The sequence below is a fragment of the Enterococcus durans genome (assembly GCF_002277935.1).
Taxonomy (GTDB): Bacteria; Bacillota; Bacilli; order Lactobacillales; family Enterococcaceae; genus Enterococcus_B; species Enterococcus_B durans.
In genome coordinates, this window is the sequence record NZ_CP022930.1 from 2,254,096 (window position 1) to 2,270,460 (window position 16,365).

At 37.8% G+C, this 16,365-nt stretch carries 15 protein-coding genes; 6 read left to right on the forward strand and 9 right to left on the reverse strand.

All coding sequences use genetic code 11. The annotated features are described in order from the left end of the window. Positions 1–54: 54 nt before the first annotated feature. The 4 genes from CJZ72_RS10745 (at position 55) to holA (ending at position 5,030) form a co-directional block, all read left to right on the forward strand. Positions 55–780, forward strand: coding sequence for a helix-hairpin-helix domain-containing protein (locus CJZ72_RS10745; protein ID WP_095443824.1), 726 nt, complete (start codon positions 55–57; stop codon positions 778–780). Between the two features lie 373 nt (positions 781–1,153). After that, positions 1,154–1,687: a ComE operon protein 2 gene (locus CJZ72_RS10750; RefSeq protein ID WP_005878694.1), complete on the forward strand. Its 534-nt coding sequence runs from the start codon at positions 1,154–1,156 to the stop codon at positions 1,685–1,687. Between the two features lie 163 nt (positions 1,688–1,850). Next, positions 1,851–3,950 (forward strand): DNA internalization-related competence protein ComEC/Rec2, encoded by a 2,100-nt coding sequence (locus CJZ72_RS10755; RefSeq protein ID WP_232509737.1) that lies wholly within the window; start codon positions 1,851–1,853, stop codon positions 3,948–3,950. 36 nt (positions 3,951–3,986) lie between these two features. Beyond that, positions 3,987–5,030 carry a DNA polymerase III subunit delta gene (holA, locus tag CJZ72_RS10760; RefSeq protein WP_016176749.1) on the forward strand — a complete coding sequence of 348 codons (1,044 nt, stop codon included), beginning with the start codon at positions 3,987–3,989 and terminating at the stop codon, positions 5,028–5,030. A 311-nt stretch (positions 5,031–5,341) separates the two neighbouring features. On the opposite strand, the gene rpsT is transcribed toward holA, so the two are convergent. From rpsT to CJZ72_RS10795, 8 genes are all read right to left on the reverse strand, one after another. Continuing rightward, positions 5,342–5,596, reverse strand: coding sequence for a 30S ribosomal protein S20 (gene rpsT, locus CJZ72_RS10765; protein ID WP_005878687.1), 255 nt, complete (start codon positions 5,594–5,596; stop codon positions 5,342–5,344). 398 nt (positions 5,597–5,994) lie between these two features. Beyond that, complete coding sequence (locus CJZ72_RS10770) at positions 5,995–6,264, reverse strand: hypothetical protein (protein WP_005878685.1); 270 nt, start codon at positions 6,262–6,264, stop codon at positions 5,995–5,997. Positions 6,265–6,533: 269 nt separating this feature from the next. After that, positions 6,534–6,662: a hypothetical protein gene (locus CJZ72_RS14935; protein WP_005878682.1), complete on the reverse strand. Its 129-nt coding sequence runs from the start codon at positions 6,660–6,662 to the stop codon at positions 6,534–6,536. Between the two features lie 67 nt (positions 6,663–6,729). Continuing rightward, complete coding sequence (locus CJZ72_RS10775) at positions 6,730–7,185, reverse strand: DUF441 domain-containing protein (protein WP_005878680.1); 456 nt, start codon at positions 7,183–7,185, stop codon at positions 6,730–6,732. Between the two features lie 82 nt (positions 7,186–7,267). Further along, positions 7,268–9,187, reverse strand: a complete 1,920-nt coding sequence (locus tag CJZ72_RS10780) for a heavy metal translocating P-type ATPase (protein WP_095443825.1) — start codon at positions 9,185–9,187, stop codon at positions 7,268–7,270. Positions 9,188–9,457: 270 nt separating this feature from the next. Continuing rightward, on the reverse strand, positions 9,458–10,291 hold the full coding sequence (locus tag CJZ72_RS10785) for an undecaprenyl-diphosphate phosphatase (RefSeq protein WP_005878677.1): 834 nt from the start codon (positions 10,289–10,291) through the stop codon (positions 9,458–9,460). A 310-nt stretch (positions 10,292–10,601) separates the two neighbouring features. Then, complete coding sequence (locus tag CJZ72_RS10790; protein ID WP_081133460.1) at positions 10,602–11,306, reverse strand: histidine phosphatase family protein; 705 nt, start codon at positions 11,304–11,306, stop codon at positions 10,602–10,604. A gap of 24 nt (positions 11,307–11,330) precedes the next feature. Then, the gene (locus CJZ72_RS10795; RefSeq protein WP_081133461.1) at positions 11,331–11,963 is read right to left on the reverse strand and encodes an MBL fold metallo-hydrolase; all 633 of its coding nucleotides are present in this window, start codon (positions 11,961–11,963) and stop codon (positions 11,331–11,333) included. Between the two features lie 298 nt (positions 11,964–12,261). Between CJZ72_RS10795 and CJZ72_RS10800 the strand changes: the two genes are divergently transcribed. After that, on the forward strand, positions 12,262–14,613 hold the full coding sequence (locus tag CJZ72_RS10800; RefSeq protein WP_095443826.1) for a helicase C-terminal domain-containing protein: 2,352 nt from the start codon (positions 12,262–12,264) through the stop codon (positions 14,611–14,613). A gap of 123 nt (positions 14,614–14,736) precedes the next feature. Here CJZ72_RS10800 and CJZ72_RS10805 read toward each other — a convergent pair whose 3' ends face one another. Continuing rightward, positions 14,737–15,228: a YajQ family cyclic di-GMP-binding protein gene (locus CJZ72_RS10805; RefSeq protein ID WP_095443827.1), complete on the reverse strand. Its 492-nt coding sequence runs from the start codon at positions 15,226–15,228 to the stop codon at positions 14,737–14,739. 171 nt (positions 15,229–15,399) lie between these two features. Between CJZ72_RS10805 and CJZ72_RS10810 the strand changes: the two genes are divergently transcribed. Continuing rightward, entirely contained in the window at positions 15,400–16,320 is a 921-nt protein-coding gene (locus tag CJZ72_RS10810; RefSeq protein ID WP_081133646.1) for a YitT family protein, read from the forward strand. The last annotated feature ends 45 nt before the right edge of the window (positions 16,321–16,365 follow it).

Below are 16,365 nucleotides of genomic sequence, written 5' to 3' on the forward strand. Positions count from 1 at the left end.
TTATCACTAAGAAGACAGAGGTATTCGCTATATTCAGTGAAAGGAATTGAATGAATGAAAAAAATCTACCAACATATCATTGATTCGCCTAAGCTTATTATCAGTGTTTTATTGAGCATAGCTCTTTTATTTCTTGGAACAGGGCTATTAGTGGGGAGGATCATTAGTCAAAAGGATGATGGACATGTGCCATTGAACCTTTCCTTAAATAGTTCTAACAGTTCTAACAGTTCTAACAGTTCTAATAGTTCTATAGTTACAGAAGAAAATATGCGGGAGGAGAAGAAAACTTACAAAGAAACAAGTAAAGAAACTATTCTGGTGATCAATTATGTAGATGTAAAAGGGGCAGTGAACAGGCCAGGCATCTATTCCTTTTCTTTGGAAGAAAGAGTCCATGATGTAATAGAAAAAGCCGGGGGATTGACGGGTACAGCTGATGGGAATCAAATCAATCTAGCAGCAAAGTTGATAGACCAACAATTGATTTATGTACCCGTAATTGGAGAAGAGATACCTGTAGCAGCTAAGGGCCAACAGTCTCATCCAGTAGAAGAGACTGAAAAAGACGGTCAGGAAGAAAAGATAAATCTCAATACAGCAGACTTGGCACAATTACAGCAGATACCGGGGATCGGCAACGTAAAAGCGCAAGAGATCATTTGCTATAGGGAAGAAAAAGGTTCATTTCAAAAAATAGAAGAATTACAAGAAATAACAGGAATAGGCGCAAAGACAGTCGAACAGATTAGAAATTGGGTCACAGTCACTGGTGAATGAACTATTCAAACACTTACGGTCCACAGTTTTACATACTTTTATTTCATTAGAATGGATCATATGATTTGCAGTTGTCTAAGTATATATTTAGCAGCACATATACCAAAAATCGAGGGAATGTGGTAAAGTTTCAGTAGATGATTTACCTATAGTGATTAATAGATTCCCATGACTCTAAAAAATGTTCAACAAACTAAAAATAGTTTCGCAACTAACGTATGTTTTAAGTGAAGACTAGATCTCATTCAGTGAGTAAGTACGGCTGAATAGTTTTAACAGGTGGGAACGCAATCAGTAAGCTATACGAATCAAAGAATCACTATTTATTAAAAATGTAAATAACTTTCACTTTGAAAATGCGAGGTGCTAATGGATGATGGAAAATAATGAGAGACTAGACCATACAAACAATGAATCAGGAAAACAAACAAATGAGCGTATCCCATGGGATCAGTATTTTATGGCTCAAGCAGTGCTGTTATCTTTGAGAAGTACGTGTACTAGATTAGAAGTAGGTGCTACATTGGTCAGAGAAAAGCGGATCATCGCAGGTGGCTACAACGGAGCTGTCAGTGGCGATGTCCATTGCATCGACGAAGGATGTTATGTAGTAGATGGTCATTGTTTGCGTACCATCCACGCAGAGATGAACGCATTGTTGCAATGTGCTAAGCTAGGTATCCCGACAGAAGGATCGGAAATCTATGTGACACATTTTCCTTGCTTGGCTTGTACGAAAGCCTTGTTACAAGCGGGGATCAAAAAAATCAATTATCTTCATGACTATCGAAATGATCCTTACGCACAAGATCTGATCAAGCAACTAGGTGTATCCGTTCACCAAGTGTCTTTAGATTCAACTCATTTTTCAAAATTACAAAAAGAATTATCAGGGGAACATGTTTAACGAATATTGCGATCGATTGCAAAATCGGTTGATTTTTCCAGCGATTTCTTCGATTTTTATCTGTTTACTTTATTACGTAGACCAAGGGTATTGTCGAATGATTTTCGCTGGCTTTTTTTGTTTTTTTCTGATGAAAGAAGGAAAGTGGGTCGCATCCATCTGTATGTTATGCAGTATATTGGTATTGGTTTCTTGTTGGATCAGAGAAACAGAAGCGATTGATCTTCGAAAGAAAATAGAAATTGTTGGAGTTATTTCAGATTCCATCAAAATAAATGGCGATAAAGTGACCTTTTTTGGAAAGACAGCAAAGCAACAAAAGATCCAATTAGACTATCAGCTAGACACGCAGCAAGAACGGGATTCATTTATCCAAATGACAAAACAAACCGTTCAACTAAAAGTAACTGGTGAATATCAAGCCCTTGAAAGGAAGAGCAATGAATTTGCTTTTGATCAGACAGTATATTTTAAAAATCATCGAATAAGTGGGCGTTTTAAAGTGGCAGCGATCCAAAATGTCAGACAAAAGACAACCTGGAAAAACTTTCTAACACGAAAAAAGGGAGAATTTACTCGTGGGATCGAGGAAAGGTTCCAGCCCAAAACAAGTGTTTATATGAATGCACTTTTATTTGGTTATAAAGATCACCGATTTATAGAATCGGAGCCTCTTTTTAGAGAAACAGGTCTGTTACATCTTTTTAGCCTATCAGGGATGCATATCCAATATTTTTTGGGGTGTATGTATTATCTTTTTCGTAGGGTTGGGGTTAGACTATCGGTCAGCTTTCTTCCGTTAGCGATGTTAACTATGGGATATGCGATTTTAGCGGGAGGCTCGATTTCTGTTTTAAGAGCAAGCAGTCTCTTTTTAATAAAACTAGTCTTGAAGCTTTTGAATATCCAGCTGTCTTCATTAGATTGTTTTTCACTTACACTTTGGATCATCTTATTGATTGAACCACTTGCACTTTTTCAAGTAGGTGGGCAACTCAGTGTGCTGATCAGTTTTTTCTTTGTTCAATTATTTAGCAGTACACAAAAATATCAAGGAATCAGAAGGCTGTTGCTATTTACTTTAGCAGTCTTTCCGCTAACTGCTTGGCATTTCTACGAATGGCCTATTCTAGGGAGCGTCTTCACGGTTCTTTTTTCTCCTTTATTTATTTCTTTTTTTCTTCCTTCTTTTGTCCTGCTTTTTCTCTTTGGTCATTCTTTTCCGAATGAGTGTCTTGATTGGCTTGAAACTGGCATCCAGTTGTTCGAACATTTGCTTGGATCATTGGATTTTTCCAATGTGATCACTGGACGTCCACCGTTGCTATTCGTTTTTTTCGCTATTGTCTATATTTTATGGCTGAATGAAAAGAAGTCAGAGAAGCTATTCCCTTTGTTTGCAAAGGCATCGATTGTACCAACTCTCCTATTAGGAATGCGTTATTTTCGATTAGAGTCTAGTATCTCCTTTATTGATGTTGGACAAGGAGATGGGATGGTACTGACTGCGCCACATCATCAAGAAACAATAGTGATTGATACTGGAGGCATGTTTACATTTGAGAAAGAGGACTGGCAGAAGCGGACTGTAAGACCATCTGCAGAATACAATTTGGTTCCATTCTTAAAAGGAAAAGGTATCAGTCGAATTGATAAATTGGTTTTAACCCATGATGATATCGATCATATAGGTGAACTAGGAACACTTGTTAAGCATTTTAAGATCAGTAAGGTGTACATCGGTTGGGGAGCAGGAAGGACTGAGCCTCTTAAAACACATCTCTCAGATTTAGAAAAGGCTGGAACGATGATCGCTGAAGTCAAACAAGGGGACTATATCGAAGGGTACTTCAACTTGTTCGTAGTATCGCCTGATAAGAAGGGGGATGGGATGAATGAAGATTCCATTGCATTATCTATGCTACATAAAACGCACTCTTTTCTTTTTCTGGGAGATTTGGATAAACAGTCAGAAGAGCGTATAGGGGACAGGTATCCTGAATTAAGAGCGGATGTGGTGAAGTTAGGCCATCATGGGAGCCAGACGTCTAGCAGTAGTAACTTTATCGAACAGTTGAATCCAACCTATGGGATCATTTCTTGTGGTCAAAACAATCGATACGGGCACCCACATGCTGAAGTGTTGCAGGAGATGGATCGTTTACAGATAACGATTTTAAGAACAGATACACAAGGGAGCATTTCCTTTACCTGGCATCCATTTTGGGCACCTAAAGGCAGGATAGGAACAATGCTGGACTAGCATTTCATTCGCGCACATGGTAGGATAAATTGGAAAGTGGTGAGTGAGATGAGTATCCAAGCAGATTTACAAAAAATCCGAAAAGAAAAGCTTGCTCCTTGTTATCTTGTCTTAGGTACAGAAAAATTTTTACAAGATCAAGTGAGAACTGAAATCCTGAAAAAAATAAAGATTGATGGAGAAGATGATCTGAATTTTTTGAGTTTCGATATGGAAAATTCAAGTATTGATGAGGTCATCGCTGAAGCTGAAACCTTGCCTTTTTTTGGGGATCAACGGTTGGTTTTTGTTGAAAATCCCTATTTTTTAACTGGAGAAAAAGGAACGAATGGCATCGATCAAAATACGGACCTATTAGTGAATTATCTGAAAGAGCCATTAGAAACAACTGTATTAGTCATCTTTGCCCCTTATGAAAAGTTAGATGAACGTAAAAAAGTGACGAAACAGTTAAAGAAAACAGCAATCACAATTGATGTAAAACAATTAGATGAAAAAGCAGTGCGACAGTATTTATTGAATACATTAGAGAATTCAGAAATCAAGATGGATCGACAAGCCATCGATTTATTTTTGCGGCTAACGGACCTTGATTTGTCGAAGATGATGCGAGAATTACAAAAAATCTTACTTTATGGGCAAGAACAAGAAGTGATCACTGTTAAAGAAATTGAACAATTAGTGCCAAAAACATTAGAACACAATTTGTTCGACATGACGCAATATATCTTATCCGGCCGTACGGAACAGGCATTGCGACTTTTTCAAGACTTAGTGACTCAGGGGGAGGAAACAATCAAAATCAATGCGATTCTTCTTTCCCAGATACGTTTGTTCTTACAAACAAAATTCTTAGTAAAGATAGGTTATCAGCAAGCGAACATCGCTGAAACATTGAAGATCCATCCTTATCGAGTAAAATTGGCGATGCAAGAGGTACGGAAATTTGATGAACAAACCCTGAGAAGGTTATTTGATGAATTGGTGGAAATGGATTATGAAATCAAAAGTGGAAAGATTGAAAAAGAATTAAGCTTTCAACTTTTTGTATTACGGACAGGGGAATTATTGAAACGATAAAAGAAAATAGGCGGGCTTTGGTTTTTATGAAGGAAATCGAGTCAATCGAAGAGGTCGAGACAAAAATCGTTTAGGTTTGAGGAATTGGAGAGAAAAGAGCGTGGGACAGAAGTAAGAAACAATTTTGTCCCAGCCTCTAAAAATGAATAAACGGTGGGAGCAGAAGCAACTCCTTCTTAAATAAGCTGAAATTCACAAAAATTTGAAAAGCAATTTTCATTAATTTCTTCTTATTTCTCGGAGTTGAACACTTCTGTCCCAGCCTCTTGCTTATTTTAATAAAATAAAAAAACCGGCCGCAGCCGATTTCCTTATTTAGCGATTTTCTTGCTTAAACGAGATTTGTCGCGGTTAGCTTTGTTTTTATGGATTAGACCTTTTGATTCAGCCATATCAACAGCTTTAACAGCTTCTTTATATAACGCATCTACGTTGTCAGCACCTGAAGCTACAGCATCTTCAAATTTTTTGATTGCAGTACGCATAGCGCTTGTTTGAGATGAATTTTTTACATTCGCGTTTTCGCTTGTACGAACACGTTTGATTGCAGATTCAATGTTTGGCATTAGTTTCACCTCCGATAAAATAAGTTCTTACGCGTGTTACCGCATAATTCAACATTCATTATTATACCTAAATCATGCTATCTTTGCAATATCAACATGACAAGTTTTTTTCCTTAACACTAAAAGAAAGAAAGATTTAATAAATTGGTGCCTGTTACGAAAGAGTTACACAACCAAAAAACGCTATTGTGGGAGACAATAGCGTTCAACCAAACGAGATAAGATTATCTTTTTAAACAAAATTTGAATGGGACTGTTTGGTACCAAAACATTATATAACAAGGATAATCGTTTGCAAAGCTTTTTTTGAAAAGGGATACGAACCTTGTTGATAAAGGAATTAGAACGATACCATACTAAAGTTATTTTATAACCTGTAACCGTTGGCATTACTGGTATTATTCTGGAGTGCCGATAATTTTAATATATTCATCGATATTTTTGATCATCATTTTTTTGATGACTAATTGATTCCGGCGATTCCATTTTCCGCTAACTTCTAAAACATATTTGTTTAATGGCAAGCGTAAAATATATTTGGCAAGATAACGATCCTTCAAAAGACCATTGATCACTCGATCTTCAAGCTGAAGATTCAACCCAGTCAACATCATTGGTTGCTCTTGTAAAACATACGTATCAATTAAAAGACCTTCAAAAGTTTCCATGAGCGTCTTCCTTTCTATAGCTGAAACATAGGAACAAACTTTTACATAATAAGAGATAAAGTTGTTCTGCAGTCTAGTATAACAAAAAAAAGAAGAAGGAGGCAAAAAGAAACAATAATTTGTTCTCTAACGCCTCTCGTATTTAGCAAAAAGTATAAAAAAAACTACCAGACAGAATTTTTATCATGTCTAGTAGTTTTTTGCAATTTGTCTGTTTGATAGAAAGAATAAAATAGCATACACGTCATAACTGCCCAACAGCTGACAAGCTAAAAATAGGTATTAAATACATTTTGGATCAAATCGGGAAATAGGAGATAAGCTAATCCTAAAATCAATAAAATAGCTAACAAAAACCAGCCAATCGTACCGAAAAAATATCTTAATTTTTCTAACATGTAATCACCTCAGAATAATTATAGCACGAACAGCTGGAATCACTCAGCCAAAACACTTTAAAAATAGCTATTTCCCAAATGCAAACAATTGCAGGATACAGTAGGCAATCCCAGAAGCAATTACTGGACCTGCGGCAATCCCTTTTAAGAAAACAACGCCTAAGATCGTACCGAAGACTAAGGCTACAGTAATCTGCGGATCAGAAGCAATCAGTCCAACTCCTTTTGATGAAAGGACTGCTACCAAACCGCCACAAAAGATGGCAACCCAGCCCATCGGTGATTTAAATGCATCTAACAAATCTTTTAAACTGATCTCCCCAGTAGCGATAGGAACTAAAATTGCAGCCGTAATGATCGTAACGCCAATATTGATCCCTTTCCCTTGGAGCCAAGTCAAGATTAACTTTGATGAGGGAAGTAACTTGAGTAACAGAACAAAGCCTGTGGCGATGATCAAACTTTGGTTTTTAGCTAATAATGCGACGAGCATGATCAGTCCTAAAAAAAGCCAACTTTCCATAAATAAAGAACCTCACTTTCCTTCAATCCATCATATCATTTTTTTATATCGGACAAAAGGGAAGGAGGTAATAATAGGCAGATCAAGTTAGGTGGACCTTATATAAAGGACAATTTGCACAACGAGTGGTAGCTTCTTTCGACTCCTTTAACGGTTTTAATAAGCGTAGTCCATTCAGTATGACCAAGATCGTACTACCTTCATGCCCAATCACGCCAAAGGGTAGCGTCAGGAATTGGAAAAAATTAGATAAAATCAACAAGCAGATCACCGCAATGGAGAAAATGATATTTTGTTTGATGATCTTTTTCATTTTTAAGGACAACTGGTGTGCATAGACTAACTTATCTAAGGCGTTATGGACCAATACGATATCCGCAATCTCCATCGCTGCATCTGTTCCTTGGCCCATGGCGATCCCTAAAGACGCAGTAGCAAGTGCAGGAGCATCATTCACTCCATCTCCAACCATCGCATTTGTCTGGTATTTTTCTTTTTCAGTTTGGATATAGGCTGTTTTTTCAGCGGGTGTAGAATTCGCATAGAAAGAGTCGATTCCGACTTGAGAGGCAATTGCCTTTGCAGTACCTTCATTGTCACCAGTTATCATGCTAGTATGGATCTTTTGTGAACGAAAGTAGGCGATTGCTTCACTCGCATTTTCTTTTGGTACGTCTAGTAAACCGAGCACCGCCATCAATTGATCGTTTTTAGTCAGAGCAATCACTGTTTTTCCTTGCTCCTCTAACTGCTGGATCGTTTTGATTTTGTCTACATCTTCGGAAGAAAGAGCTGATTTATTTAATTTGCCAATAGCCCAATGTTCGTTTTGATAGATGGTTTGGAGACCCAAACCTGTGATTTCTTCAATGGACAGTTGCTGTATATCTTGTGGCAGTTCCAAATCGAAATGAGTGACGATTGCTTGGGCCAATGGGTGAGTGGTCTTTTTCTCCATTGAAACAAGGAGTTGTTGAGAAAGCTCTTTTTCTGCAAAAAAGTAACTATCTGTGACGACTGGGTTGCCTTTGGTCAACGTACCAGTTTTATCAAAAGCGATTGCTTTTAACTCAGCTAACTGTTCTAAATAGATGCCGCCTTTTATCAATACGCCTTTTTTAGCCGAGTTAGACAGAGCGGCTAAGGTAGCTGGTGTGGCTGATGCTACAAGGGCGCAAGGGGAGGCAACGACTAATAACACCATCCCACGATAAAAGCTTTCTTGAAAACTCCAACCGAAAATAAAATAAGAAATGGCGATCATCAAAGGGACAATCAACAAGACTAGTTTGACATACGTATTTTCGATACGTGAAATGAAGGAGGCAGTTTTAGTTGGTGTATTTTGTGCTGCTTCGACTAGTTTGATGATTTTAGCAAAAACGGTATCGTCACTTTTCTTTGTGACAGAGATAGTTAGAGGATTGCCTTGATTTAATGTACCCGCTAAAACTTCATCTTGAAAAACTTTTTCTACTGGAATCGATTCACCGCTGATCGTTGCTTCATCGATTATTGCTCGTGGGCTTTCTAATAGGCCGTCGATAGGGATCGTAGCGCCTTTTGCGACAAATACGCGATCACCAATAGACAAATTTTCGATTCCTGTTTCTTGGATCTCACCCGAATCGGTCAAACGTTGTGCGATCCGCGGTTGGATATTCATCAAAGCAGTGATCTCTTTTTGACTCTTACTTGTAGTATATTCTTCTAATGCACCACTGAGACAGAAGATGAATGTCAGCATGGCTCCTTCAAAAAAGTTACCGATCAAGCAAGCACCAATGGCAGCAAGAGCCATCAATAGATCCACATTCAATGTTCGGTCATTCCATAGCTCTAAGAGACCTTCTCGTGTTTGCTTGAACCCACCGACAATAATGGCACTTAGGTAAAGATATGGTGCCAGACTAGCAATAAAGTGATCGGAAAGCCAACCTGTAACCATTAGTAAAAGACAAGCGATTGCTAACATAAATGGATTGTATTTTATCTTGTTCATTGTTCTCCCTCCTTTGCAAAATCAATATAACATATAATGAGTCTAATTGATAATAAAATTAGCTAATTGAGAACGATAATAGTTATCAATTAGCTATACTCCGGTAATTTATCGAATTTAAATTATAATTATTATAAACACTAGAATAAAAATAAACCGGCTTATCTCGAAAATAGTGAAAACTATTTTCTGATAAGCCGATTTAAAAGATATAGTCGAATAGGTAATACCTGATTCTAAAAGCAGAGAAAGCTTATTCATGAGAGGCTACTACATGGCGATGAACCAGTATCCAATCAAAATAACACCTAAGATGATTCGGTACCAACCGAAAGCAGTAAAGTCATTTTTCTTCAAGTAATTCAATAAGAATTTGATAGCTAATACTGAAACAATAAATGAGACTAAAGTACCTACAAGTAGGACGATCGTTTCTTCTGTTTTGAAAGAATTTCCTTCAGCAAGATATTTGACGATCTTCAAACCACTTGCACCGAACATTACCGGTATACCCAAGAAGAATGAGAATTCAGTTGCGACAAATCTTGAAGCGCCAATCAAAATAGCTCCTAGGATCGTTGCCCCAGAACGTGAAGTGCCAGGCACTAGTGCTAGTACTTGGAATAATCCAACTAACAATGCTGCTTGGTAAGTAAAGTCGTTAAGGGTGGTCCAACGCGGTTTTTTCGTTTTATTTCTTTTTTCCACAATGATAAAGGCAATCCCGTAAACAATCAAAACGATTGCTACTGGCAAGAATTTATGGAAATGTTCTTCTAACCAATCATCTAATGGAAGACCAATAATAATAGCAGGGATACAAGCGACAACGACTTTAAACCAAAGAGTCCATGTATCCTTTTTTTCAATTGTTGTCTTGCTTGGTGAAAAGGGATTTAACTTGTGGAAATATAACACGACGACTGCCAAGATCGCTCCTAATTGGATCACGACATTGAACATCGACATGAACTGTGTGCTAGCATCCAGTTTGATAAACTGATCGGCCAGAATCAAATGACCAGTACTACTGATCGGCAGCCATTCAGTAATCCCTTCGATAATACCAAGAATTGCTGCTTTAATGATATTTGCAAAAAACATAGTTTCCTTCCTTCCCAAATAAAAATACATCATTTAGTATACCGTTCTTTGTTTCTAAAACCAAATTGTTTCTCAAAGTTAAGAAAAATTTGAGAATTTCCAAAGAAAAAGAGCTTGGACAAAAGTAAGAATACTTTTGCTTCAAGCTCTAAAAATGGGATAAGAGGTGAGAGTAGGAGTAGCTCTCTTGAACAATAAGCCGAAATTCACACAAGTCATAACAGATTTCCTGTATATTCCTTCTTATTCTTCGGAGTTAAACATTTCTGTCCCAATTTCTTGATAGGACAAGATAATCGCGCTGAACGAATTATAGAAATGATTCCTTCGTATGCGTTTTTCCTTGTTCAATATAGTGGACGTCATTGATCCCAGCGATAGAAAATGTACCATCTTCATAGGTAACTTTTGTGACACTACCATTTAGAAGTCCTGCACGTACTGGTTGTTTGGCATCGATTAAGTTCAGTAGAAAACCAATAGTCAAACCATGAGATACGACTAATACGTTTCCGCCGCCTTGTTTCTCGCATTGATGGGCAATATCTTCGAAACCAGACCAAACACGCGCTTTCAAAGTTTCATAAGGTTCTGCCCAACCAGCTGTATCGAGATCGTAAATCGCATGCGCAATTTGTTCAAATGTGACATCTGTAGTAAACATATCATCATATGTTTTGAAGTTCAAGACACGAGGAATGACTCCCCACATCTCCATATCATAGCCGCCTTCTAAAGAACCAAAGCACCATTCACGAATACGCTGATCGATAAAGTAAGGGATCTCTTTTCCTTTGGCATGTTCACTTAAAATGATTCGAGCAGTTTCGATTGCCCGCCCGCTGTCACTGGAATAGGCCAGAGAAAAATCGACGTCTTTCAATCCTTTCCCAAGATAGTGGATTCCTTCTTGACCTTGTTTCGTTAATGGCGTATCACACCAACCTTGTACTCGTTCGATCGTATTGAACATCGTTTTTCCGTGTCTGACGATATAAAGGGTCGTTTTAGTCATGTTTATTCCTCCTTGAATGTTAAATTAGTAGGTTGTGTTGAAAAATGGATTCGTACGTTTTTCATGTTCGATCGTTGTTGCTTCTCCATGCCCGGGATAAACGATAAATTCATCAGGTAAAATGAATAATTGTGTTTGGATACTGTGTAATAATTGTTCTAAATTGCCAGAATACAAATCAGTTCGACCGATGCTACCTCTAAATAATGCATCTCCTGATACAACGAAATCATCAAAAATGAAGCTGACACTACCGATCGAGTGGCCAGGGGTCGGTACGACCCGAAAGCTCATATTTCCCAGACGATAAGTTTTCATCTCAAATTCATATTCAGCAGGAGAGACGATGATGTTTTGGATGTCATCGTGGCGGCCTAGCCCAGAGAGGTTCAAAATTGGATCACCCAGCCATTCTTGCTCCAAAGGACTAACATAGACTGGAATTTGATAGAAGTGGCGAAGTTCTTCAACAGCTCCAATATGATCATAATGGGTGTGTGTCAGTAAAATAGCGACTGGTTGTTGCTGTGTTTTTTCGATTTGATTTTTGAGCATATTTGCATCTTCTCCTGGGTCGATGATCAACAATGCTTCGTCATTATAGACGAGATAGCAGTTTTCCTCGATCATCCCAGTTTTCAATCTTTGAATGTGCATAGACGTTCCTCCCAATGCGTTCTTTGTTTTAGTATAACTCAATTGATGAGAGGAAACAAAAATGCTCCCTTCATTTGAAGATTATCTGAATTATCAGACTATATGAAAAGTATTTATAGATTTTAAACGTAAGGGAAGGAAGTTTTCATTGCTTTTTAATATGTACTTGTTACAGTTAACTCATCCAAAAATCCAAATTCTATATCCTATATCCCTGCCTAATCAGCAGGGTGTTTTTTTGTATCTTTGCGTAACTTTCTTTTTTCAGGTAATCTTATACACAAAGGAGGCGGAATGGGTGAAACAGTCAAAAATCTCGGTACGAAATCTAGTAGAATTCATCTTGAGGCGCGGAAGTATCGATAATCGTAAAAAAAGTAACCATACCGCATTAGAGGGCGCCAAGATCCATCGAAAATTACAAAAAGAAGCAGGGGAAACCTACGAAAAGGAAGTCTTTTTAAAAACAACTGTAGAGTTAGACGATATTCAATTAACAATCGAAGGTCGCGCAGATGGTATTTTTCAAAAAGATGGTCTTTATTATATAGATGAAATCAAAACTTCAGAACCTCGATTTGAAGATCTAGAACAGGAACAAGTTGATCTATTTTTTCATCAAGCGCGAGTTTATGCGTATATTTATTGCCATAAACAAGAATTAACAGAAATCAATTTACAATTGACGTACTTTCAAACAACAGAAGAGCAGATCACCAGAAAAACGGAGTATCAAACTATTGAACAGTTAGACGAGTTTTTTAAAAAACTGATAGCAGACTATGAAGAATGGATGATTTTTCGAGAAAACTGGCGGACGGTTAGAAATGCCTCGTTGATGGCTCTGAAATTTCCCCATGATAACTATCGGAAGGGACAGAGGGAACTAGCTGTAGCAGCGTATAAAACGATCAAGACAAAGCAAAAGCTATTTGCTGAAGCACCAACAGGAACAGGGAAAACAGTTTCGACTTTGTTTCCTACGTTGAAAGCAATCGGTGAGGAATCAGGTGAACGGGTATTTTATTTGACAGCTAAAACGATCACGAGACAAGTCGCAGAAGACGCGATGGTCGCATTCAATGATGCGGGTGCTGAAGTTAAAAGTGTGACGTTGACCGCAAAAGATAAAATCTGCTTTTTAGATGAAACCACCTGTAACCCCGATCAATGCCCGTATGCAAATGGTTATTATGACCGCATCAATGAAGGACTATGGGATCTATTGAATCATGAAAATCAGATAACTAGAGAAGTCATTGAAACGTATGCCAAAAAACATACATTATGCCCATTCGAATTGTCTTTAGACGTTAGCCTATGGTGCGATGTCATTATCGGTGATTATAACTATTTATTCGATCCCACTGTTTATTTAAGAAGGTTCTTTGAAGAAGAAAAGAACGAGGACAATATCTTCCTCATTGATGAAGCACATAATCTAGTCAATCGTTCCAGAGAAATGTATTCAGCAGAGTTATCCTATCGAGGTGCGAAGAATGTCTATGCGATCGTGCCGAAAGAATTTAAAAAGCTTCGTCGGCGCATCAATAAATTGTTGAAAGAATTTGATAAGATCCAAGAGCTATCCAACGAAGGCGGTTGGGACTACCACCACCAAAAAGCGCCAGCTGAATCCTTGATCACAGCGGGGTATCAGCTGAGTGAAGTCATACAGGAATGGTTGGCAGAATTTCCTGAACATGCGATTCAAGAAACGATCCTGCCATTCTACTTCGATCTCCTACATTTTTTAAAAATCAGTGAATTCTATGATGATCATTATGAAACGACGGTCGAGAAGACTTACCACGATTTTGTGATCAAAGAGTTTTGTATCGATCCTAGTTTATTTTTAGAGCAATCGTTAGATAAGGGGAGAAGCAGTCTACTTTTTTCTGCTAGTTTTTCACCATTGTCCTATTATCAAGAAACACTAGGCGGAAAGGAGAGTTTAGCTTATCGTTTACCAAGTCCCTTTCCAGAAGAAAATCAACAGGTATTGATTGCTAATTATATCGAAACGACTTATCGAAAAAGAGAAGAAAGTTCACCTAGGTTAGTTGAAACTATCAACCAATTCATATCAGGGAAAACAGGAAACTACTTTATCTTTTTCCCATCATATCAATATCTGGATCAAACAGTAGAGGCATTTAAGGAGCGTTATCCTGAAGTTCGTGTGTTGATCCAAGAGACAGTGATGAACGAAACGGAAAGAGAAGATTTTTTAGCCAATTTTAAAATCGATCCTGCAGAGACCTTAGTGGCATTTTGTGTCCTAGGAGGCATTTTTTCGGAAGGAATCGATCTAAGAGGAACACGTTTGATTGGTAGCATGATCGTCGGTGTAGGATTACCACAAATGAACCATGAACAAGAATTGATCAAAGAGTACTACGATGAAAAAGACAATCTTGGATTTGCCTATGCCTATCAGTTACCAGGCATGAACAAGGTATTACAAGCAGCAGGTCGTGTCATTCGAGATACGACAGATGAAGGAATCGTCGTCTTAGCTGATCGACGGTTCGCAACCAGAAATTACCGTCAATTGTTCCCAAACCATTGGCACCAGGCTAAAAACGTCAATAATATAAATGAACTATCTAGTGAAATCCACCGATTTTGGACAACTAGAAAGGGTTGAATCCCCGCAGAGCTTTGAACGAATGATTCGCTTAAATATAAAAAATGATCTGGGTCCTAGAAGAAGCATTAACTTCTCTGGAATCCAGATCATGCATTGTTGTGTCATTAACTTGATTCTCACTCAACGGTAGTTCGTGAATTGTAATTCGATCGGCAAATCTAACTTTCTCAACAAAGCAATAACAGCCTGCAAGTCATCACGGTTTTTACCTGTTACACGGATTTGATCTTCTTGGATCTGTGCTTTGACTTTCATTTTAGAGTTCTTGATTTCTGTAGTGATTTTTTTCGCATTTTCACGGTCGATGCCACTCACCAATTCAGCCGTTTGACGAGCTTTTCCACCTAGTGCATGTTTAGAATCAGAAAAATGGATATTTTTAATCGGTACATTCCGTTTGTTCAATTTTCCTAAAAGGACATCCTTGATCTGCTCAATTTTAAAATCATCGTCTCCAACGACTACTAGTTGATTATTTTCTAGCTTGATTTCAATCATCGAACCTTTAAAATCAAAACGATTCGTTAATTCTTTGATGGTTTGTTGGATCGCATTTTTTACTTCCTCCATCGATACTTCTGAAACGATATCGAAACTTGCATCCTTTGCCATATACGTTCTCCTTTTTACTTTTTTCTTTTATTGTATCATAGCAAGAAATTTTTTTTGAATCTTTACTAAAATTCTTCTCATTTATGTGCGAAGTATTTTCATTTAATTGAGAACCTGTTATTCTTACACTTGGAATAACAATGGAAGGAAGAGGTGCTTGTGAGCAAGATCATGACTGTGTATCAAAGAAATGAAAAATTGAAAAAAATAGTGGTCGTTTTAGTCACCGGACTGACCGCAGCGATTGCCTTGAATTATTTTTTGATTCCTGCAAACGTCTTTTCTGCAGGGATGAATGGGATCGCCCAGATCATTGCCTCGCTATTATCTGAATGGTTCCACATACAAGTGGATACAGGTGCCTTTATCTTTATTTTGAATATCCCTGTTTTTATCTTAGGTTTTCTGAAAGTTGGGAAACGGGCAACGATCCTGAGTTTTGTCAATGTCGTAGCAGTCTCGGTAATGACTACACTATTACCTACAGGACAAGTTACGGATAACATATTGATGAATGCATTAGTAGGCGGCGTTTTACTAGGTGTGGGAGTTGGCTTATCACTAAAGATGGGATTTACGACTGGTGGAATGGACATCATCTCATTGGTTCTGTCACAAACTACAGGTAAAACAGTTGGAAACTATATGTTGCTACTGAATGGGATCATTGTGGTGATTGCCGGATTCCTCTTTAATTGGGAAAGTGCATTATATACGATTATTTCGATTTATGCCATGACACAAGTGATAGATGCTATCCATACGAGCCATCAAAAGGTCACGGCAATGATCGTGACAGTCAGACCCGATTTGGTGACCGAAGCTATCTCACAAAAAATGGTACGTGGAATGACTTTGCTGCCATCAGTCGGTGGATATTCTAAAAAAGAAGGAAAAATGATCATGATGGTGATCACGCGTTATGAAATGTATGATCTAGATCAAATCGTACATGAAATAGATGATGATGCCTTTATCAACATTTTGCCGACCCATTCTGTTTTTGGCCGATTTGCGAATGAATCCGAACAAAAAATGTACCGGTCAACGGGTGTTTTTCCAGAAATAAAAAATACTGCACGAAAAAAATAAGTAATGTACTTATTTTAGATTAGCGGTAGTTTTTACTGTTGAGGA

Coding starts and splice junctions, on each gene's coding strand:
- CJZ72_RS10805 (WP_095443827.1), bottom strand. CDS start 15,228: ATGGCAAAGGATGCAAGTTTCGATATCGTTTCAGAAGTATCGATGGAG.
- CJZ72_RS10810 (WP_081133646.1), top strand. CDS start 15,400: ATGACTGTGTATCAAAGAAATGAAAAATTGAAAAAAATAGTGGTCGTT.
- CJZ72_RS14935 (WP_005878682.1), bottom strand. CDS start 6,662: ATGTTAGAAAAATTAAGATATTTTTTCGGTACGATTGGCTGGTTTTTG.
- CJZ72_RS10745 (WP_095443824.1), top strand. CDS start 55: ATGAAAAAAATCTACCAACATATCATTGATTCGCCTAAGCTTATTATC.
- CJZ72_RS10790 (WP_081133460.1), bottom strand. CDS start 11,306: ATGACTAAAACGACCCTTTATATCGTCAGACACGGAAAAACGATGTTC.
- CJZ72_RS10780 (WP_095443825.1), bottom strand. CDS start 9,187: ATGAACAAGATAAAATACAATCCATTTATGTTAGCAATCGCTTGTCTT.
- CJZ72_RS10795 (WP_081133461.1), bottom strand. CDS start 11,963: ATGCACATTCAAAGATTGAAAACTGGGATGATCGAGGAAAACTGCTAT.
- CJZ72_RS10750 (WP_005878694.1), top strand. CDS start 1,154: ATGATGGAAAATAATGAGAGACTAGACCATACAAACAATGAATCAGGA.
- CJZ72_RS10770 (WP_005878685.1), bottom strand. CDS start 6,264: ATGGAAACTTTTGAAGGTCTTTTAATTGATACGTATGTTTTACAAGAG.
- CJZ72_RS10775 (WP_005878680.1), bottom strand. CDS start 7,185: ATGGAAAGTTGGCTTTTTTTAGGACTGATCATGCTCGTCGCATTATTA.
- CJZ72_RS10755 (WP_232509737.1), top strand. CDS start 1,851: ATGTTATGCAGTATATTGGTATTGGTTTCTTGTTGGATCAGAGAAACA.
- rpsT (WP_005878687.1), bottom strand. CDS start 5,596: ATGCCAAACATTGAATCTGCAATCAAACGTGTTCGTACAAGCGAAAAC.
- CJZ72_RS10785 (WP_005878677.1), bottom strand. CDS start 10,291: ATGTTTTTTGCAAATATCATTAAAGCAGCAATTCTTGGTATTATCGAA.